At 47.2% G+C, this 19,911-nt stretch carries 20 protein-coding genes and 2 pseudogenes; all 22 read left to right on the top strand.

Going from position 1 to position 19,911, the window contains the following annotated elements; genetic code table 11:
• Positions 1–23 precede the first annotated feature (23 nt).
• The 22 genes and pseudogenes from BQ5364_RS11680 (at position 24) to BQ5364_RS11575 (ending at position 19,895) form a co-directional block, all read left to right on the top strand.
• A complete protein-coding gene (locus tag BQ5364_RS11680) occupies positions 24–761 on the top strand; it encodes a response regulator (RefSeq protein WP_235837165.1) in 738 nt (245 codons plus the stop codon).
• Between the two features lie 115 nt (positions 762–876).
• Positions 877–1,398, top strand: coding sequence for a DUF5720 family protein (locus BQ5364_RS11675; protein ID WP_005361050.1), 522 nt, complete (start codon positions 877–879; stop codon positions 1,396–1,398).
• A gap of 29 nt (positions 1,399–1,427) precedes the next feature.
• Complete coding sequence (locus BQ5364_RS11670) at positions 1,428–2,300, top strand: DUF6017 domain-containing protein (RefSeq protein WP_005361053.1); 873 nt, start codon at positions 1,428–1,430, stop codon at positions 2,298–2,300.
• A gap of 77 nt (positions 2,301–2,377) precedes the next feature.
• On the top strand, positions 2,378–3,358 hold the full coding sequence (locus BQ5364_RS11665; protein ID WP_067536870.1) for a toprim domain-containing protein: 981 nt from the start codon (positions 2,378–2,380) through the stop codon (positions 3,356–3,358).
• Between the two features lie 13 nt (positions 3,359–3,371).
• Complete coding sequence (locus tag BQ5364_RS11660; RefSeq protein ID WP_005361058.1) at positions 3,372–3,596, top strand: hypothetical protein; 225 nt, start codon at positions 3,372–3,374, stop codon at positions 3,594–3,596.
• A gap of 32 nt (positions 3,597–3,628) precedes the next feature.
• Entirely contained in the window at positions 3,629–3,910 is a 282-nt protein-coding gene (locus tag BQ5364_RS11655; RefSeq protein WP_005361060.1) for a helix-turn-helix domain-containing protein, read from the top strand.
• Between the two features lie 196 nt (positions 3,911–4,106).
• Positions 4,107–4,895, top strand: a complete 789-nt coding sequence (locus tag BQ5364_RS11650; protein WP_005361062.1) for a hypothetical protein — start codon at positions 4,107–4,109, stop codon at positions 4,893–4,895.
• Positions 4,896–5,021: 126 nt separating this feature from the next.
• On the top strand, positions 5,022–6,950 hold the full coding sequence (locus BQ5364_RS11645; protein ID WP_235837204.1) for an LPD1 domain-containing protein: 1,929 nt from the start codon (positions 5,022–5,024) through the stop codon (positions 6,948–6,950).
• A gap of 18 nt (positions 6,951–6,968) precedes the next feature.
• On the top strand, positions 6,969–7,799 hold the full coding sequence (locus BQ5364_RS11640) for a hypothetical protein (protein WP_071144318.1): 831 nt from the start codon (positions 6,969–6,971) through the stop codon (positions 7,797–7,799).
• The gene (locus BQ5364_RS11635; RefSeq protein WP_015542959.1) at positions 7,796–8,212 is read left to right on the top strand and encodes a DUF3846 domain-containing protein; all 417 of its coding nucleotides are present in this window, start codon (positions 7,796–7,798) and stop codon (positions 8,210–8,212) included. Before BQ5364_RS11640 ends, BQ5364_RS11635 begins: the two co-directional genes overlap by 4 nt.
• A gap of 17 nt (positions 8,213–8,229) precedes the next feature.
• Complete coding sequence (locus BQ5364_RS11630; RefSeq protein WP_071144317.1) at positions 8,230–9,045, top strand: hypothetical protein; 816 nt, start codon at positions 8,230–8,232, stop codon at positions 9,043–9,045.
• Positions 9,046–9,096: 51 nt separating this feature from the next.
• Positions 9,097–9,567 carry a PcfB family protein gene (locus BQ5364_RS11625; RefSeq protein WP_071144316.1) on the top strand — a complete coding sequence of 157 codons (471 nt, stop codon included), beginning with the start codon at positions 9,097–9,099 and terminating at the stop codon, positions 9,565–9,567.
• A pseudogene (locus BQ5364_RS11620) lies at positions 9,564–11,000 on the top strand (VirD4-like conjugal transfer protein, CD1115 family); the annotation flags it as partial. The gene BQ5364_RS11625 and the pseudogene BQ5364_RS11620, both read left to right, overlap by 4 nt.
• Positions 11,001–11,594: 594 nt before the next feature.
• On the top strand, positions 11,595–13,412 hold the full coding sequence (locus tag BQ5364_RS11615; RefSeq protein ID WP_032512178.1) for a reverse transcriptase/maturase family protein: 1,818 nt from the start codon (positions 11,595–11,597) through the stop codon (positions 13,410–13,412).
• A gap of 107 nt (positions 13,413–13,519) precedes the next feature.
• Positions 13,520–13,924 (top strand): annotated as a pseudogene (locus BQ5364_RS11610) (TraM recognition domain-containing protein); the annotation flags it as partial.
• Between the two features lie 245 nt (positions 13,925–14,169).
• Positions 14,170–14,385, top strand: coding sequence for a Maff2 family mobile element protein (locus BQ5364_RS11605; RefSeq protein WP_005361081.1), 216 nt, complete (start codon positions 14,170–14,172; stop codon positions 14,383–14,385).
• A gap of 10 nt (positions 14,386–14,395) precedes the next feature.
• Positions 14,396–15,259 (top strand): VirB6/TrbL-like conjugal transfer protein, CD1112 family, encoded by an 864-nt coding sequence (locus tag BQ5364_RS11600; RefSeq protein WP_071144314.1) that lies wholly within the window; start codon positions 14,396–14,398, stop codon positions 15,257–15,259.
• 38 nt (positions 15,260–15,297) lie between these two features.
• Entirely contained in the window at positions 15,298–15,750 is a 453-nt protein-coding gene (locus tag BQ5364_RS11595) for a SpoVG family protein (protein WP_015542955.1), read from the top strand.
• Positions 15,750–16,307: an MT-A70 family methyltransferase gene (locus BQ5364_RS11590; RefSeq protein WP_071144313.1), complete on the top strand. Its 558-nt coding sequence runs from the start codon at positions 15,750–15,752 to the stop codon at positions 16,305–16,307. The genes BQ5364_RS11595 and BQ5364_RS11590 overlap by 1 nt, the downstream gene beginning before the upstream one ends.
• Before the next feature lie 2 nt (positions 16,308–16,309).
• Complete coding sequence (locus BQ5364_RS11585) at positions 16,310–17,050, top strand: hypothetical protein (RefSeq protein ID WP_216880893.1); 741 nt, start codon at positions 16,310–16,312, stop codon at positions 17,048–17,050.
• Between the two features lie 36 nt (positions 17,051–17,086).
• Positions 17,087–17,521, top strand: a complete 435-nt coding sequence (locus BQ5364_RS11580) for a PrgI family protein (RefSeq protein ID WP_071144312.1) — start codon at positions 17,087–17,089, stop codon at positions 17,519–17,521.
• Positions 17,460–19,895, top strand: a complete 2,436-nt coding sequence (locus BQ5364_RS11575) for a VirB4-like conjugal transfer ATPase, CD1110 family (RefSeq protein WP_408606912.1) — start codon at positions 17,460–17,462, stop codon at positions 19,893–19,895. Before BQ5364_RS11580 ends, BQ5364_RS11575 begins: the two co-directional genes overlap by 62 nt.
• Positions 19,896–19,911 lie beyond the last annotated feature (16 nt).

Raw genomic sequence — 19,911 nt, 5'->3', positions numbered from 1 at the left:
AGACTATAGATTGAGGTGTAAGGATGGCAGAATATTGTAAAGTGGTAATTATTGATGATGAATTTATTATGCGTCAAGGAATGAAGCACATGCTGGATTGGGAAAAGGAAGGTTTCCAAATTGTCGGTGAAGCTTCCAACGGGCAGGAAGGCTTGGAAGTGATTGAAAAGACAAAACCGAGTATTGTACTCACAGATATCGTGATGCCTGTGCTTGATGGAATTGAATTTTCAGAAATTTTAAATAAACGTTTTCCGGAAATGCAGCTTGTGATATTGAGTAGTTACGATAAATTTGAATATGTGAAGGCTACATTTCTAAATGGGGTAGTGGATTATATTTTAAAACCGACATTAAATCCGGAAATTTTGCTTTCAACTTTGAAAAAAGTGGCTGGAAAAATTCCGGGAATGGAACTTGAGCGAAAAGAAATTGATTCCGTTCAAAGCCAGATGGAACGGTTTTTATGTGGTTATCAAGAAAAGTTAGATGAAGCATTGTTTGTGGAGTATTTTCCGCATACACTGTATCGACTTTTGGGGATCAATTTGAAAAAAGTGTGTGGAAATCAAAAAGATAAGATAGCATCTGTGCAGGAAAGTATTTTCGATTTTTTTCAGAGTAAGAAAGAGTATGTGCATTGCCATGTTTTTTTAGAGGAAGAGGTATTCTGTTGTATCTTTAACTTTCGTGTCAAAGATGAAAAGCTTGTATTGGCGGATGGAAAGGTAACATTGAGATACCAGCAAAATGTGGCATAACAGCGGCAAACTTGCTTTGTATATAAAATTTAATAGTGTATAAGCCAAAGGGCGTTTCACTTTTATAGGTGGACGCCCTTTTTTCATACTCATTTTCGAGAGAAAGGAGATCCACATGGAATTAAACGAAATGGAAAAAAAGCTGCTCTTTCAAGTGGAGGGCGATTATCAGACAAAGATCCTGAATGAACTTTATATGACCGTGCGGTATTCAAATAATTCCGAACAGCGGGAGGCGGCAGAAGGTCTTATGGCAAAACTTCGTGTTCTGTCAAATGCAGAGTGCATGGACTTGGTAAAAGATATTCAGAAGAATTACCGTCTGCCCTATCCAGCCCGGACGATTGGAGAAAAGATCGCCGAGGCCAGACAACAATCAGGGGCAGAAAAATTGAAGGGGCATGACATCATGGCACTTGAACGCTTTGATCCAGAAGTAAAGCACATGATCGTCTTTGATGTATTGTCTTACGATTCCCCTGTTGGCGACAAAGGCGATAAGATGCGCTTGTTCCTTACAGATGCCGGCTATCAGAAATTTTTAGAGAGCCAGGAACGGGGCGAAGTGAAACTGAAAAACCATGCGAAGGTCTCTGACGGTCATCTCCATTATGACCGCAGGGATCATGCCTTGTAACGGAATAGTCGAAGAAAGGAGGCGGTACAATGGCAGTATTCCGTGTAGAGAAAACAAAGGACTTTACGATAATGAGCAATCACCATCTGCGCAATACGGAGTTGTCCTTAAAGGCAAAGGGGCTTTTATCACTTATGTTGTCGCTGCCGGAAGATTGGGATTATACCACAAAGGGACTCGCCCATATCTGCAAGGATGGTGTGGATTCTATCACTACTGCCCTGAAGGAACTGGAGCGGCATGGTTATCTCACCAGACAGCGCCTCCGCTATGATAACGGGCAGTTGGGAGACATTGAATATACGATCCATGAGCAGCCTGTAAGTACCGAAAACACAGGGCTTTCACCTAAACGGGAAAATCCAAGACAGGTAAAACCAGAACAGGCAAAACCTAAACAGGCGGAACCTGAACAGGAAAATCCGGCACAATTAAATACTAATCCATTAAAAACAAAAAAATCAAAAAAAGATAAATCAATAACTTATCCATCAATCTATCCGGCAGAGCCGGAAGCGGCAAACCGCACGGATGGGATGGATCGGATAGAGCTGATAGAAGCCTATCGTGAAATCATCAAAGAAAATATTGAATATGACTTACTGGTCTTACGGTATGGCAGGGAACGTTTGGATGAAGCCCTTGAACTTATGCTTGAAGTGATTTTGTCGAAACGCCCTTACATTCGCATTGCCGGAGATGATTTTCCGAGGGAAATCGTCAAGAGCCGGTTCCTGAAGATCAATTCCGGCCACTTAGAGTATGTCTTTGACTGTATCGACAAGAACACAACGAAGGTCGGAAACATCAAAGCGTATCTGCTGGCGGCGCTGTATAATGCCCCGGCTACAATGGACAGCTATTACCGTGCCGAGGTCAATCACGACCTGTACGGCTGTTAGGCACCTTTGGGTGTCTTTTTTCATTTCATCACAGGAAGGAGGCAAAGCACAATGAAAAGAAACACTGTGCCGGTACTATGCCCGGCGTAACCAAAGAACAGATTCAGGCAGCGCGGGAAGCTGACTTGTTTACTTACCTGCAATTCCATGAACCCGGCGTGCTGAAACAGGATGGACCTAATTTCCGGCATAAGGAGCATGACAGTCTGGTATATGTGACCGGGAAAAGGTACTGGTACTGGAACAGCCGCGGACGGAGTATCAATGCGCTGGACTACCTGATCCAGATTCGGGGATATGGTCTTGTGGATGCGGTTCATGCTCTGGTAGGTGGCGAAATCCCACAGGAACCGGCTTACCGAAGTACGGCAGAAATACAGGTATCAAAAGAGCCGGAAAAGAAAACATTCGCTCTCCCCTGGGCCAGACGTTGCGCGACCGCTGCGGTCTTCTATTTGCAGAAACGGGGGATCAGCTCAGAAGTCATTCGCCAGTGTTTACAAGCCGGGATTTTTTACGAAGCCCGGTATCATGGAGAACCGGTTTGTGTGTTTGTTGGGAAAGATGATTCCGGGAAAGCGAAGTTTGCCTGTATGCGCAGTATCAGCGGCAATCTCAAAAAGGATGTCTATGGCAGCGACAAAGGATATAACTTTTGTTATCCCCCGCAAAGTCCGGGCAGCCGGCATGTGGCAGTCTTTGAAGCTCCTATTGATGCGCTTTCCCATGCGACACTTCAAGAGCTGGAGGGATGGAAATGGAATGGTTATCGCTTGTCTTTGGGCGGTACTTCCCATGTGGCGCTGACTTCTTTCCTGGAACGCCACCCGGAGATACGGCGTGTTACCCTTTATATGGACCACGACCTTGCCGGATTTGTCAATGCCCGGAAAATCAAGACCATGCTTCACGAGGATAAACGTTTCCGTCATATCCGGGTAAGTGTCAACCCTCCCCGGATGGGAAAAGATTACAATGAGAAATTGCTGCTGGTTCGGGAACAACTGCAAACCAGCCAGCACCAACGCCGCCCAAAAGAGGCGGCTGTTTCAATTTAGGGAGGATTTCAACATGAATGGATCTCAACATATCTGCTTTACAGACAGCGCCGGAAAAGCGCTGTTTTCCATTCCCGACAATGGTTTACTCTGCCTGTTCTATGGAAACGGGGACAGGCACTTTGCTGTTTGTCATCGTCTGGATGACACCCATGCAGAAATTGACGGGGTAAATTATTCGATGCCGGACTTTGCCAAAAGGATGAAACACAACCAGATCAGCTTTGCCCCGGCATAAGGCTGGAAAACAAATAACAGGAGGATTTGAAAATGAAAAAAATTGAAAATACCGCTTTGCAGATGATTGCCGAGGCTTCCCGGTGTCCAGACTACGGCCCCGATATGGTTAAATCGCTGATGAAAAAGCTGGACATGAACGAAAAGGGCTTTGCGCTTTTGATGAATGTTGCCCCATCCACAGTGCGTCTTTGGACCAGCGGAGCTGCACAGCCTTGCGGCACAGCAAAACGCCTCATGCAGATTTATGAAACCGGTCCGGAGATTGTCGGCAAGATTGCCGGCGGGCAGCTACCGGCAGATGGGAGGGATTGATTAAATGGCGGGGACAGATAGCCAGCCGTTTGCGGAAAATGAGCAGGTCAAAGAGCTGCTTCACATGAAAGGAGGAATTTGATTGAATCAGGAATCACTACCGCAGATTCATTTAATCCGCGATACAGACTTATCCGTCTTTGCGTATGAACTCCATATTTTTGCCGGAGATTTTCTTAGAGAATGCGAATTCAATATGCGTTCTCTGGCAACAAATACCGGGGCTGATTCCATTGCCATCATGGGGAAAAATCACATGTGGCTTTCCGACGCCTTATTTGCTTATTGTTCTACGGCGGATCTTCATCAAATGATCTTAACAACGGAGTTCATCGGAGCGAGGGCTTTCCTGTTTCATACGGATCGGAGCGAGGGCGGTCACTTGTACGGAGATGTCCTGATGATGGATTTAGACACGCTGCGGCAGGATATAAAAAGAAATATCCTCTATCCCTGCGGCGTCAATATTGAACGCAAAGATGGTTCAGCGGCTACGGTCAGCCTGAAAGAATGGACTGAAATGGAGCTTTACGAAAAAGATGCTCTGAAAAGTTGGGGATTTTCTTATGCCCCGAATCAAGTTACGGAATGGCAGTACCACTATTCCACGATGTTCAGACAGTGGATGGATCAGGCATTTCGTTATATGCCCCAGGATTTAGAAGAACGCCTGAATATGCAATATATGGAGGCAGCCCAGAACCCGGATATGGATAAGTACCGCATACCACAGGGAACGGCAAAGCAGATGCTTCTTTATGACGAAGCCCCTGTGTATCGCCTTCTTCCATCCGGTTCGGAGAAAATTGCGCCCATCGCGGCAATCTCTACGGGCCTGTGGTATGAAAATTACCGGGAGTTTGCCATTGCACCGGAGGATTTAGGCGCTCTGGACAAACTGATCCGCAGGGAAACTGACCGGCTCACAGGAAACCTCCCACAACTTCACAAAAACGAAGAACGCCGCCCTGCCCCGGAGCGATAAGAATTTTACACTGACTGGAGGTGATGAAGATTGGCAGGAGTGCATGAAGATTTCGGCGAAAAGATCGGCGGTGCGAAAAAAGACCTGTGGAAAGACCGCGGGCTGTATGCAGATGATCTGGAAGCCATGAATGAGCGCGAAGCCGAAAAATTTGTGAAAAAGGATAATGTTTGGAAAAAGCCGGACTATGCAGCCATGCTGGAGGAAGGGATTCCTCTTGGCGTGGTCTATTTTATTAAAAAAGCAAGAGACGGCTTAAACGCTTCCCCTCAGTATTACCGCACGGATGACACCCCGGAAAAACGGACCGCGAGACAAAAGGAATATATAAAAACAGTCCGGGAATTGCAGACAGTGCTTTCAGATGTCCGTACTGTGGAGGATGCTGTGAGAGCCTATGACCGCTTTTTCGTTGACAATGGATATTTAGAAAAGGTACAGGGCTGGGGAAGCGGAATCCATTACCGGGCAACGAAAAAGGGACAGGACAATCCCGTGATCACAAACAAATTGTCCAATACCATGCTGATCCGCTCAGCTGAATATTTTGAGCGCAACTTTACTCAGGAAGCAAAAAAGGAACAGTTTTGTGTTTCCAAAGAGCAGAAAATACCGAAAGGTTATGCGATCCACTTCAACGACGGGAAACAGACCTATTCTAAAAATGGGGACTGGAAACCCGGTACCTACTATGTGACAAAAGGCTATTCGATCCTGCGGACCAATTTTGGGACCAAAGAAGCTGCCCTGAAATGGGTGCAGGAACTTGCCAAAGGCAGGAACAAAAACGGAAAGATCCGTTTTGTCCCTCCACAGCTTGCCCATGTCAAACGTACCGGACCGGATTATCGGAATGGCGTGGAGATCACCGGACAGCATTATCTTGATACCTTTGGGTTCCGCGGCGGTGAGTTTGGAAACTGGATGAACCAGAACGACCGGCAGACCTCCCTTAACATGGGATTTGAAGCACTAAAGGATCTGGCGTCAGCCCTTAAGATCAGCGATAAAGATATTGCTTATCAGGGAACACTTGCTATCGCTTTTGGTGCAAGAGGCAGCGGCAATGCTGCAGCTCATTATGAACCTTTGCGTACAGTCATCAATCTTACGAAAATGCACGGGGCCGGTTCGCTGGCACATGAATGGTGGCATGGACTTGACGATTATCTTGGTACAAAGATGGGCGCAAAAGGGATGCTGTCAGAACAGCCCCGCCTCTATGCACCGTTCCAAAAACTCATTGACACCATGAAGTATAAACCGGAAACACCGGAACAGGCAGCAAAGCGCACGGAAGCACAAACAGAACGCACCCGGAAAAATGCGGCAAGCTGGCTGGATTCCTCGGTTCTTGCCTCCCTGAAACGGTATGGCAATGAGGAACAGATGGAAGCCTACGCAGTCTTGCGGGAAGCATTTTTGTCCGGCGAACCCGGCTCTGTGGAACAGATCAGCGCATTTAAGAAGAATGTTACCGGCCGGGTAATTCCCAAAAGTGAACGGGAACGGCTGGAAATTTTTGAGCGTATGCTTTCCGGGATGCAGGCACAGGAAGCTCCGCAGATTGGACGGACGGAAACTGATTTTTACCGTAATTCGGTACGTATGGGAAAAGAATGTGAAAAAGACGGCGGTTATTGGGACAGCAACGTGGAAATGACAGCCAGAGCCTTTGCCTGTTATATCAAGGACAAACTGCCCTACACATCGGATTATCTGGCAGGCCATGCCGACTGTGCCCTTACCCTGGTTTCCGGTAAAGGCGGAGAAATGGAGGTATTGAAAGCCTTCCCTGTGGGGGAAGAACGCCGTGCGATCAACGCTGTTTTTGACGAGATCATTCAGGATTTGAAACGGGAACAGCTATTGACCCATGCTGATGTAACGCTTCCCCTCTCTGTTTCTGAACTTCATGAGGCAGCGGACGGTCAACTATCCATGTTCGGCGTCGGCCGTCCTTCCGTGATGGATCAGCTTGCGGCAAACAGACCGGCAGATAAAAAATCACCGGCACAGACGATTTCCAGAAAAAACCATGAGCCGGAAATATAGCAGGAGGTGAACAGCATTTTGGAAGAAAACAGGGATTACCATGCCTACCGGTATGGCGACCACTTAACGCCGGGATCAGATCTTAAAATTGAACACAGCGTAGTTTGTGAAAATGTGGATATTTCTACTCTGATCACAATGGGAACAGATAGCCTGGAAGCCATGCGCCAAGAAAGTATCGACGGGGAGCAGAAAGCCTATGAAATCGTGGTGGCTGCCGCAAAACAGTGGGAACAGCAGGCAGCGGCAACACAGACGATCAACCGGGCTTTGGAATATCTTCGTACACCGGAGATTGAACATACCGGCAACCAGTGGAAAGACACCGATAACTGGAGGGCGGATCAGAAAATCAGCAACCGGGTCTATCAGATGACCTGCAGTATTTGGGAAGATACGAAATATGACAGAGAAACCAAACAGAGTGTTCCGATTGCCTGGTATGTGACATGGGAAGTCCGTATTCATTCCCCGAAGCAGGGATATGGAGCAAAGATTGCCGGACAAAACCAGAAACGATATACAGATAAGAACGCAGCCATAAAATACCTGGACGGGCGAAAGAAAGCCTATTCCCATTTATTCACGGAAATTTCCCCGCCAATCCCGAAAGAATATGAGCACCATTTTATGGTTCACGGTACTCTTTTACCTGGCTATACGGTTGAAGGACTGGAACAGGCCAAAACGGAACATGCCGCCGCCGAGGTTTCGGAGGGCGGTATTTTTACACCCAAAAACCGGGAGAAGCCTTCCGTCCTGGGGAAGCTCTCTGTGGCAAAAACTCAGGAAAAAACGCCAACCGCTCCCGGTACGACAATGAAAAAGAAGGAGGATATACAATTATGAAAGTGTTAATGGTAGAGCCGGGCAAGTCCCCTTATGCTGCGGAGATCGAAAGTGGTCTGAAATCCTTGCAGGCGGCAGTGGGCGGAGATATTCAGGCGGTCTATCCGTATGAGGACCCGGTGGCTCTGATCTGTAATGAAGAAGGCAAGCTGATGGGGCTGCCTCTGAACCGGGCTCTCTTTGATGATGACGGCCACATCTATGATATTGTGTCCGGGAATTTTCTGATCGTTGGTCTTGGCGAGGAAAATTTTACAGACCTTTCCCCGGATCTGATGGAGAAATATGGGGAGCAATTCAAGTACCCTGAAAAATTTGCAAGGCTTGCCGGCGAGATCATTGCAGTCAAGCAGCCTGCAACCAATGAGCGCCGGGAAAAACCGATGATGCACCATTCCGGCCCGGATTTGTAGAAAGAAAGGAGCCAATTATGTTAATGGCAGTAAATGAACCTTATGCCCTTATGGTGCAGCCGGACGATATTCTGATCTCTCCCCGTGAGGTAGATGAACATTTTGGGACGATGGTATGCTTTCATCCCCGCTATGCGCTGGGCGACCATCACAACCATATGGACAAAGATGACTTCCTGCGGGAAATGTATTTAGATACCGTAGGACATGATGAAGCCGGCATGAAACGCTATGAACGGATGGTAAACATTGTAAGCAGCCGTTTCCGGCATGGACCAAAGACAGAGGAACGGGCGATCGATGAAGCAATGCAGAACGTAATTTCGGAAAAGTATCTGATGCTCCCCCTTTATCTCTACGACCACTCCGGTCTTGCCATGAGTACAGAAAGTTTCTCAGGCAGGGCTCCTCATGCAGAATGGGACAGCGGACAGGTTGGCTGGATCTATGTTTCCAAAGAAGATGCCCTAAAGGAATTTGACGCTGACAAGATGACCGGCGCCATCCGGCAGAAAGCGGACGCACTGATGCGCAGTGAAGTCGCCGCTTATGATTTCTATCTGCGTGGCGAATGTTATGGGTTTGAGCTTTATAAAAACGGGGAGTTGTCGGATAGCTGCTGGGGCTTTATGGGTAACTTTTCCGATGTGTTGAAAGATATGGCGGAATACCTCCCGGATGAGTGCAAAGGGATGGTCTATCATCTGGAGGAACAGGAACGCCCGGCTACGATCATCAAGACGCTTTTGAAACACGCTAAAATTCAGGTCGATCAGGCAGCAAAAGCCTTTGAACACGCTTCCCGACAGCAGGTTCTTGGGGAAAGCCGGTAAAAAGTTATTTCCATATTATAAATACCGATTTTATCAGAAAGGAGGATGCTCTTGCAGGAAGATCTCGAACAACGAACGGTTTCTGTTTCTATACAGGCAGCAAAACTGTCAGGGCGGGTACTGCGTGCGGCTATTGCTGCGGTACTCCAAAAGATGGAACAGGAACGTACAATGCCAAGAGTCGGACGCAACAGTATGAAGCGGCTGACTTATAAAGACCCCGGAGCTAATACCATTGAAGTTTCAGGACGAATCCGCTCTTTTGAACGGTATGCCAGGAAACATCAGGTACGCTACCATATAGAAAAGGAACTTGGGACCGATCCCCCAAAATGGACGGTATATTTCAAGGCAAACCAGGCGGATGCACTGACGGCAGCATTTAAGGAATATACAAAGAAAGACCTTACACGCAGCACCAGACCGTCGCTGCTTACACAGCTTCATAAGTTCAAAGAACTGGCGCAGTCGCTTGGCCGTGACCGTGTAAAGAACAAAGAACACGGAGGACCGGAACGATGAAGATCGATGCAGAAACAATGAAAAAACAGGTCATTCTCCATCTGCCTTATGTTCTGTTCCTTCTGGTATTTGCCAAGCTGGGCGAGGCGGTGCGTCTGGCTCCCGGAGCGGACGCTTCCCAAAAGCTGTTAGGACTGTCCGAAGGCTTTGCCCTTGCGTTTCAGAGTATGTGGCCGGGGGCGGCAATGGACTGGCTGATCGGTTTATGCGGTGCAGCCATTATGCGGCTGGCAGTCTATCTTAGAGGGAAAGACGCTAAGAAATACCGCAAAAATGTGGAATACGGTTCAGCTCGTTGGGGAAATAAAGCCGATATTGCCCCGTTTATGGACCCAAAGCCGGAAAACAATATCATTCTTACCCAAAGTGAAGGACTGATGTTAAACGGAAGGCCCAAAAATCCGGCCAATGCAAGAAATAAAAATGTACTGGTAGTCGGAGGATCAGGTTCGGGAAAAACGCGCTTTTTCATCAAGCCCAATCTGATGCAAATGCACAGTTCCTACGTCGTCACCGATCCGAAAGGTACAGTCCTTGTGGAATGCGGAAAGATGTTACAGCGAGGCACGCCAAAGCTGGACAAGGACGGAAAGCCTGTGCGGAATGAAAAAGGAAAGATCATCTATGAGCCCTATAAAATACGGGTATTCAATACGATCAATTTTCAGAAAAGTATGCACTTTAACCCATTCGCCTACATTCATTCCGAGAAAGATATTTTGAAAATCGTCACGACTCTGATCTCCAATACCAAAGGCGAAGGAAAAGCCGGAGACGATTTCTGGGTCAAAGCAGAAACCCTGCTCTATACGGCACTGATCGGATATATCTACTATGAAGCCCCGGCAAACGAACAGAATTTTGCCACACTGGTAGAAATGCTGAACGCAATGGAGGTCCGTGAGGATGATGAATCGTTCAAAAATGCCGTTGACCTTCTCTTTGACGCGCTGGAACAAAAAGACCCGGATCATTTTGCCCTGCGTCAATATAAGAAATATAAGCTCGCTGCCGGAAAAACAGCAAAGTCGATCCTTATTTCCTGTGCTTCCAGACTGGCTCCTTTTGACATTAAAGAAGTCAGGGAAATTACCATGTATGACGAACTGGATCTGGATATGCTGGGGGATGAACGGACTGCTCTTTTCCTTATTATGAGTGATACGGACGGGACCTTTGCATTTTTGATCAGTCTGATCTATTCCATTTTGTTTAACCGCTTGTGCGAACGGGCAGATGATATATATGGCGGAAGGCTTCCCATCCATGTACGCTGCCTGATCGACGAGGCGGCAAATATCGGGCAGATCCCGAACCTGGAGCGTCTTATGGCGACCATCCGAAGCCGTGAGATCTCTGCCTGCCTGGTGCTGCAGGCGCAAAGCCAGCTCAAAGCCCTGTATAAAGACAACATGGACACCGTCATCGGTAACTGTGTGCGCCCAGAAGTCGCCAGCGCATTATAAATTCGGCGGCGTGGTATTTATGGAATACTGCCTTTAGCAAGCAGTAGGTAAAAGTATCAAGTGATGAAAAATCACAGCCTATTATTCTACAACTTATCCGAGAGGGGAAACCCGAAGGGGAGTGTAGCATGTTGTCGCTTTTGTCAATGGATAAAAGCCTGAATGATAAGGTACTAATCCTGTGTATCTGAAAATTCAAGAATAAAAATTCGTGTATGAGGTACAAAGCTAAACTGCCTGAACGATAGCCAGAGTGGGGGAATCCGCACTCCGCATACGAAAAGGATTGAAACGTATGCTATTCCATGTTGGTTTCATTTCGCAGTTATGAAAGCAAGCGATACTCATGGAAGGACAACCGCAAGACAGCGGGTAAATGGCGAAAGTCGGTGCCGACAACACGAAACGCTAATTCCATAAATACTAACTGGGGATGACCTAAACCTGGTAACGGGCATGGTCACACAGCTCCCATAGTAGTCTGAGACGTTAATGACGTTCACATGGCGAAGGGGAGCAGCTTATTTACTAATACGATATGAAAGGACGGTGCGAGAGGCATTGAGAAATCCAATCCAAGTATTAAGTAGTTTGACGGAAAAGTCAAAGAATGAATCTTACAGGTTTCAAAGATTATATCGGAATCTGTACAATCCAGAGTTCTATTGGCTTGCATATAAAAACATATATGCAAACACAGGCAGTATGACTGCCGGTGCAGATGGAACTACTATTGATGGCATGAGTGACGAAAGAATCCAAAGGATTATTGAATCCATGCGAGATAAAAGTTACCTGCCAAAACCTGCACGCAGGGAATATATTGCTAAGAAAAACAGTAATAAAAAGCGTCCGTTGGGAATCCAGTCGGGCAATGACAAACTGGTGCAGGAAGTAGTGAAGATGATTTTAGAAAGCATTTATGAGCCTGTGTTTAAGAAAACATCTCATGGGTTCAGACCAAACAAAAGCTGTCAGACAGCATTATACCAGATACAGAAAACCTTTACGGGAACGAACTGGTTTGTTGAGGGCGATATACACGCCTGCTTCGACAGTTTTAATCACCACACAATCATCAGATTGCTGAGAAAACGTATTGATGATGAAATGTTTCTACAACTCATCTGGAAATTTCTAAAAGCAGGCTATATGGAGCAATGGACGTACAATCGGACATACAGCGGAGTACCGCAGGGTTCAGGTGTCAGTCCAGTGCTTGCAAATGTGTACCTTCACGAATTAGATAAATTTATGGAGGAATATGCACAGAAATATAACCGAGGAAAGAAGAAACAAATGAACTCCGACTACAAGAAAGTTGTCAAAAAGGCATCCTATTATAGATGTATGGGCAAAAAGAAGTGGGCGGATTTATCTCCAGAAGAACGCTGGGAACGCAATAAACATTTGAAAATGCTTGAAAAGCAAACACGACAGCTAACTCCGACCGAACCTTTGGATGAGACGTATAAACGGATTCAGTACACCCGATACGCTGATGATTTCATCATTGGAGTAATTGGGAGCAAAGCGGACGCAGAACAGATGAAAGCTGACGTCGGCAGATTTCTCAGGGAAGAACTGGATTTGGAAATGTCCGAAACCAAAACCAAAGTTACGCATACAGGAGACAGAGCCAGATTTTTAGGCTATGACATTACGGTATCCAGAAGTCAGGATTTAAAGAAATCCGCAGGAGGATACAAAATCAGAAGCAATGCAGGAGTGGTGAAATTACTTGTACCCAGAGAAAAATGGGTGGGAAAGTTACTGGAATATCATGCAATCAAAATCAAGATTAACGAAAACGGAAAAGAAAGATTTGTAGCCCTACACAGAGGAAAACTGGTAAATCAAAGCGATATAGAGATTCTGGCGAGATATAATGCGGAAGTTCGTGGACTGTACAACTATTATGCCATAGCGAATGATTCCTTTAAGATAGGCAGATTTGCCAATCTTATGAAGTACAGTATGTACAAGACATTTGCTTGTAAGTATAAAACAAATGTTCACGAAATCAAGCGCAGATACTGTGTTGGAGGTCTGTTTACAATCGCATACGATACCAGAGCAGGAAGGAAAACCACGACCTTTTACAGAGACGGGTTTAAGCGAAAAGAATCAGCTACAAAGTTTGACAATGTGAGCGAACTTCCGCAATTCTCAAAATACGCTAAAACCAACACTCTGAAACAGAGAGTGGAACGCCATACCTGTGAACTCTGTGGAAAGGATTGCAGAAATCTGGAAATCCATCAAGTAAAGAAACTAAAAGACTTAAAGGGCAATGCGGAGTGGGTACTCCTTATGCGCAAAAGGAGAAGGAAAACTCTTGTGGTATGCCCCGAATGTCATAAACTGATTCATTCTTAATACCGCAAATACAATAAGCGGAAAGCCGTATACATCGAGAGGTGTACGTGCGGTTTGGGAGGGAGGGGACGCAAGTCCTGCAAAGGATGAGCTGAACCTTACCTCATGACGCCTCTCTTTTCTTAGGAGGCAAAGAAGAAACCACCTTAAAAAGCTGGAACTCCCTATTGGGGAAAGAGACCATCGACCTGTATAACACCAGTGTCACAAAGGGCAATCAGGAATCCCACGGACAAAATTTTCAAAAGCTGGGAAAGGATCTGATGTCGGTGGATGAACTGGCAGTTATGGACGGGGGCAAATGTCTGCTGCAGATCAGGGGTGTGCGGCCGTTCCTCTCCCGGAAATACGATATAACCAAACACCCAAATTACAAACTGCTTTCCGATTTTAATGAGAAGAACGCTTTTAATATCGAAAAGTTTCTTTCTACCCGGATGCCGATGCGTCCCGGTGAACGATACCGCAATTATGAAGTCACAGCCGAAGATCTGGCTTCCCAGACTTTATAGAGTTGTTCCTGCCTGTCAAAGCATGATGCCCCGGCAGGCTTTGTTTTTGTCACGATGAAAGGAGGATTTTTTGAGGATTCGTGATTCTCCCTGAAAAGTAAATAACCGCAGGATTCTTCCTGCCCCATGCCGCCGTGCTGTTTGAAACAGATTTTTTTCTAAAAACAGTGCGGCGACTTTTTTTGTTTCCGGCCTGATACGGCCATATCACAAATTAAAATTTCTGAAATTAAAGGAGGAACATTATGGCATTTTTTGCAAGCGCGATTGATACTTTGAAGATCCTTGTGATCGCCCTGGGCGCAGGTCTGGGCGCATGGGGTGTTGTAAACCTTCTCGAAGGTTACGGAAATGATAACCCAGGTGCAAAATCCCAGGGGATCAAGCAGCTTATGGCAGGCGGAGGTATCGCTCTGGTTGGTGCAACGCTGATTCCGCTGCTTTCCGGCCTGTTCGGTTAAGGGCTGATTTATGGGCAGTCTGTTTGAACGGATAACAGACTGGATTAAAGAGGGCTTGATCGATGCGATCACCGGACAGTACACCAGCATTTTCAACTCCGTCAACAATCAGGTTGCGGATGTGGCAAATCAAGTAGGACAGACCCCGCAGGGCTGGAATGGCGGCGTATTTTCCATGATCCAAAATCTTTCGGAAACTGTCGTCATTCCCATTGCGGGCATGATCCTGACCTTTGTTCTGGTGTATGAACTGATCCAGATGATTCTCGAAAAGAACAACATGCACGAATTCGATACATTCAACATCTTCAAGTGGATTTTCAAGACTTTTGTTGCCACTTACCTGCTCACCAACTGTTTTACGATTGTGATGGCGGTCTTTGATGTGGCCCAAAATGTGGTGTCGCAAAGTGCCGGTGTCATAAACGGGAACCTGGATGTGCAGGCGGCGTTGTCTGATCTGGAAACCCAGCTTGAAGTAATGGGAATGTGGGAACTGATTGGACTGTGGCTGGAAACCAACATCATCAATCTGTGTATGTGGGTACTGTCCATCGTGATCTTTGTCATTGTATATGGCCGTATGATCGAGATTTATTTAACCGTGAGCCTTGCACCGATCCCGTTTTCCACAATGGCAAACCGGGAATGGGGACAAATGGGAACCGGGTATCTGCGTTCCCTTTTTGCCCTGGGTTTTCAGGGTTTTTTGATTCTGATCTGTGTTGCCATTTATGCAGTGCTGGTCCAGTCTATCCCATCGTCCGGCGACGTGCACGGCGCGATCTGGGGAACGGCGGGTTATACGGTACTGCTGGCCTTTGCCCTGTTTAAGACAGGTTCGTTATCCAAATCCATATTTAATGCAAGATAGCATGAACAAAACCAATTCTAAAAAGGAGGATTTTATATATGAGTAAAACCAATACAGAAAAAATGGCGCCGGAGACACAGACGCCGGAAATGACAAACGGCATGAAGCTGGATGTCCGCGTGCGTCCGATCGCCCCAATGGGAAACCTGCTGGCGTTTGCCAATGTTACGATTGGCGGATGCTTTAAGATTGACGGCTTCCGTATCTGTTCCAGTGAAAAGGGGCTGTATGTCAATATGCCCGCAACCCAGGATAAGGGAGGCAACTGGAAAGATGTCTGCTGGCCGGTTACGGCAGAGTTCCGCAAACAGCTTAATGACGCTCTGATCGATGGATATGGGCAGGCTATTGAAAATTTGCAAGCAACTCTTGAAGCAACAAAGGGAGCTGCGGAAAAACCTTCCCTGACCGGTGCATTGAAGGAAAATGCCGGTAAGGTCAAAGAACAGCCGGCCAAACCTGCCCCATCTAAGAATGAGCAGGCTCGCTAATGCCGGAAACGAAACAGTACGGCATTATCTATGCCGATCCGCCCTGGCGCTATGATAGGAAACATGGAAGCGGCGTTGCGGAGAACCATTACCCCACAATGAGCATTGAAGAAATCTGTGCCCTGCCGGTATCGGAACTTGCCGCAAAAGACAGCACCCTTTTTCTGTGGGCGACCTTCCCGCAGCTCAATGAAGCCTTCCGGGTGATCGATGCCTGGGGATTCAAATATAAAACGCTGGCTTTTCTATGGCTCAAACAGAACCGGAAAGCGGATAGCTGGTTTTATGGCATGGGCTTTTGGACCCGATCTAATGCGGAGGTCTGCCTGCTGGCAACCAGAGGCCGACCGAAACGCCAGTGTGCGGGAATCCATCAGTTTGTAATCTCCCATATTGAGCAGCACAGCAAGAAACCGGACGAGGTGCGGGATAAGATCGTAAAACTCATGGGCGATCAGCCCAGAGTGGGACTGTTTGCAAGACAAAAGACACCCGGCTGGGATGTATGGGGCAATGAAGTGAACTGTACGCTGACTATGCCGGAGCGAAAGGGGTGATTTTGATAGAACAAGATGCAAAGCGGCTGCTTATGGAACGGCTGGACGAGTGTTTGAAGGTTCATGCGGATATGCTGGATGCACAGAACATCGGCAGTATTTACGAGTTACAGGGACTTTCGGAACTCCACTATTATCTGAAGGTTGAGCATGTATTTACTCCGGCGGAAGTAGAGGCGCTTCTTTCTTTTCAGGACCCGTTGGATGTAGCCCGATGGTGTTGGGAAGAAAATAACCATGAACACAGTTTCCCGATCTGCGATCTTCTCAAAGAAATTGATGCAGAGCAAAAATTTGAACATTTCACAAGCGAGCCTTCCGCACAGGACAAATATACGCTCCTGATGAAACGACTGGGACAGAATTACTTTGCCTACCGGGAAAGCCTTATGTCAAAGGATAAGGAATCCTTAATTGAAAAAGCTGCTGAAATTACAGCCATGCAGGAGGCGTATTCCTATCTGACAACAAAGTTTGAGTTCGGGGATGAAATGCTGGATGATGTGCTGGCGCTTGAGAATCCTTTGAAATACTTTGCAGACCGTTGGCTTTTGCCAGTTTCGGATGTGTTCGACGTGGATATGGATATTCGTGAAAATATTGCCGGAATCCGAGACAGCCAGGAATACCTGTGTCAGAGAGGACCGGCTGTTTCTGTCCTGGCACGGCTGCAAAATGCGGCTCAGGAAGTGCGGGAATGTCCGGCTGCGGAGAAAGCGGTACGCGATTTTGGTGCACGCTAATGGACCGGAAACTATATTACGATGGGAGGTGTATAGATGCCTTATGTACCTGTACCAAAGGATTTAACCAAAGTTAAGACCAAGCTGGCCTTCAATCTGACGAAGCGCCAGCTTATTTGTTTCAGCCTTGCCGGGCTTGTCGGCCTTCCGGTGTATTTCTTTACCCGCGGGGCGATCGGGAACTCGGCGGCTGTACTTTTGATGATCGGGCTGATGATGCCCTTTTTCTTCTTCGCCATGTATGAGCGTGACGGGCAGCCGGCAGAAAAGATTTTGAAGAACCGGCTCCGTTATAAGCTCTGGCCGAAGGACCGTCCATACAGGACGGATAACCTGTATAAATCTATGTCAAAGAAGGAGGTTACAAAGATTGCCAAAAAACAAGCAGCAGGAAGCTCAGGAAAAGCGTCTGCAAAAAAACATCAGGCAGGCCAAAAAGACCAGAGCCGATGCAAAGCAGGGCAAAACTAAGTCTGCCCGTTCCAAGCCGTCTAAAAAAGGCGGCTTTTTTGCCGGGCTGAAAGCAGATGCCCCGCAGACGGTCCAGCAGAGCATTCCCTACCGTGAAATGTACCGGGATGGGATCTGCCGGCTGACTGATACCCTTTACACCAAAACGGTGCAGTTTTTTGATATTAACTATCAGCTTGCACAGGCAGATGATAAAGCACAGATCTTCGAGGGTTACTGCGATTTCTTAAATTACTTCGACGCCTCGATCCATGTGCAGCTTACCTTTATCAACCAGCGGGCCAATATGCAGGATTTTACCAGAAGCATTGACATCCCTCCCCGCGGCGACGAGTATGACGGAATCCGCAGGGAATACGGGGATATGTTAAAGAACCAGTTGCAGAAAGGAAATAACGGTCTCACCAAACGTAAATACATTACCTTTGGGATCGAGGCAGATGACCTGCGTACTGCTAAAATGCGTCTGGAACGCATTGAAACGGATGTGCTGGCAAATTTCAAGACCCTTGGAGTCCAGGCAAGATCCTTAAACGGACTGGAACGTCTGGAGCTTCTTCACAGCCAGCTTCACCCGGACGGTCAGGAAAAGTTTCATTTCCAGTGGTCGGATCTGCCTAAGACCGGTCTTTCTACCAAAGACTTCATTTCCCCATCCGGGCTGTCTTTTTCAAAGGATGGAAAGACATTCCGGGTAGGCGATCATTCCGGTGCTGTCTCCTTTTTGCAGATTTTGGCGCCGGAGCTTACCGACCGGCTTTTAGCGGATCTTCTTGACTTAAACGACGCCGTGACCGTCAACCTGCATATCCAGTCTATCGACCAGGCGCAGGCGATCCGAAACATCAAGCGTAAAATGTCGGACCTGCAGAAAATGACCATTGAGGAACAAAAGAAAGCGGTCCGATCTGGGTATGACATGGACATCATTCCCACCGACCTTGCCACCTATGGAGAAGAAGCCAAAAATCTTTTGCAGGATTTACAGAGCCGCAATGAGCGCATGTTCCTTGTGACGGTACTGGTGGAAAATATCGCTGCCAAACGTCAGAAGCTGTTCAATGATATTTTTGCCGCTTCGGGTGTGGCACAGAAATACAACTGTGCCTTAAAACGGCTGGATTACCAGCAGGAACAGGGGCTTATGTCCTCGCTTGCTCTTGGTACGAACCAGATTGAGATTGAGCACGGGCTTACGACCAGCAGCACAGCGATCTTTGTACCGTTTACCACCTGTGAACTGTTCCAGGAGGGCGAGGCATTGTATTACGGCCTGAACGCCCTTTCCAATAACTTGATCATGGCGAACAGAAAAACGCTGAAAAACCCCAATGGGCTGTTTCTCGGTACCCCAGGAAGCGGCAAATCTTTCTCTGCCAAGCGTGAGATCGTCAATGTGTTCCTTCTGACGGAGGACGACATCATTATCGCCGACCCGGAAAATGAGTATGGGCCGCTGGTACAGCAGTTCGGTTCCCAGGGGCAGGTCATTGATATTTCCCCTACTTCCACGAACTACATCAACCCGATGGACATCAATCTGGACTATTCCGATGATGAAAACCCGATCACTTTGAAAAGTGATTTTATCCTGTCGCTGTGTGACCTTATCATCGGCGGCAAAGAAGGACTTTCCCCCATTGAAAGGACGATCATCGACCGTTGTACCAGACTGGTGTACCGGGAATACCTGCAGGACCCGTGCCCGGAAAATATGCCGATCTTAGGTGATCTTTACGAGCTGCTTTTGAAACAGTCTGAACCGGAGGCACAGAATATCGCAACAGCGCTGGAAATCTATGTCAATGGTTCCCTTAACGTGTTCAACCACCGTTCCAATATCCAGATGGATAAACACCGGGTACTGTGTTTCCAGCTTAAGTCACTGGGAAAAGCCTTAAAGGAAATCGGGCTTTTGATCATGCAGGATGCGGTGTGGAACCGTGTCACGGCCAATCGCTCCAAACATAAAACAACCTGGTTCTATATCGACGAATTCCATCTTCTTTTGAAAGGGCAGACAGGAAGTTTCAGCGTGGAGATCTGGAAACGCTTCCGTAAATGGGGCGGAATTCCATCAGGTTTAACGCAGAATGTCAAGGACCTTCTGGCTTCCCGTGAGATCGAAAATATTTTTGAGAACTCGGACTTTATCTATATGCTCAACCAGGCCCAGGGAGACCGTCAGATTTTGGCAAAGCAGTTGGGAATCTCCCCGCACCAGCTTTCGTATGTGACCCATTCCGGTCCCGGCGAGGGGCTTTTGTTCTTTGGAAATGTGATCATCCCTTTTGTGGACCACTTCCCGAAGGACACACTCTTGTACAGCGTGCTTACCACAAGACCGGATGAAGTAGCGGGGACCAAAGCGTGAGACAAAAATTAAAATG

Source organism: Coprococcus phoceensis, assembly GCF_900104635.1.
Taxonomy (GTDB): Bacteria; Bacillota; Clostridia; order Lachnospirales; family Lachnospiraceae; genus Faecalimonas; species Faecalimonas phoceensis.
This window is presented reverse-complemented; position numbering and strand designations above follow the sequence as displayed.

Coding starts and splice junctions, on each gene's coding strand:
- BQ5364_RS11665 (WP_067536870.1), top strand. CDS start 2,378: ATGCCCGGCGTAACCAAAGAACAGATTCAGGCAGCGCGGGAAGCTGAC.
- BQ5364_RS11635 (WP_015542959.1), top strand. CDS start 7,796: ATGAAAGTGTTAATGGTAGAGCCGGGCAAGTCCCCTTATGCTGCGGAG.
- BQ5364_RS11605 (WP_005361081.1), top strand. CDS start 14,170: ATGGCATTTTTTGCAAGCGCGATTGATACTTTGAAGATCCTTGTGATC.
- BQ5364_RS11650 (WP_005361062.1), top strand. CDS start 4,107: ATGCGTTCTCTGGCAACAAATACCGGGGCTGATTCCATTGCCATCATG.
- BQ5364_RS11655 (WP_005361060.1), top strand. CDS start 3,629: ATGAAAAAAATTGAAAATACCGCTTTGCAGATGATTGCCGAGGCTTCC.
- BQ5364_RS11580 (WP_071144312.1), top strand. CDS start 17,087: ATGCCTTATGTACCTGTACCAAAGGATTTAACCAAAGTTAAGACCAAG.
- BQ5364_RS11645 (WP_235837204.1), top strand. CDS start 5,022: ATGAATGAGCGCGAAGCCGAAAAATTTGTGAAAAAGGATAATGTTTGG.
- BQ5364_RS11675 (WP_005361050.1), top strand. CDS start 877: ATGGAATTAAACGAAATGGAAAAAAAGCTGCTCTTTCAAGTGGAGGGC.
- BQ5364_RS11590 (WP_071144313.1), top strand. CDS start 15,750: ATGCCGGAAACGAAACAGTACGGCATTATCTATGCCGATCCGCCCTGG.
- BQ5364_RS11660 (WP_005361058.1), top strand. CDS start 3,372: ATGAATGGATCTCAACATATCTGCTTTACAGACAGCGCCGGAAAAGCG.
- BQ5364_RS11600 (WP_071144314.1), top strand. CDS start 14,396: ATGGGCAGTCTGTTTGAACGGATAACAGACTGGATTAAAGAGGGCTTG.
- BQ5364_RS11630 (WP_071144317.1), top strand. CDS start 8,230: ATGTTAATGGCAGTAAATGAACCTTATGCCCTTATGGTGCAGCCGGAC.
- BQ5364_RS11670 (WP_005361053.1), top strand. CDS start 1,428: ATGGCAGTATTCCGTGTAGAGAAAACAAAGGACTTTACGATAATGAGC.
- BQ5364_RS11680 (WP_235837165.1), top strand. CDS start 24: ATGGCAGAATATTGTAAAGTGGTAATTATTGATGATGAATTTATTATG.
- BQ5364_RS11595 (WP_015542955.1), top strand. CDS start 15,298: ATGAGTAAAACCAATACAGAAAAAATGGCGCCGGAGACACAGACGCCG.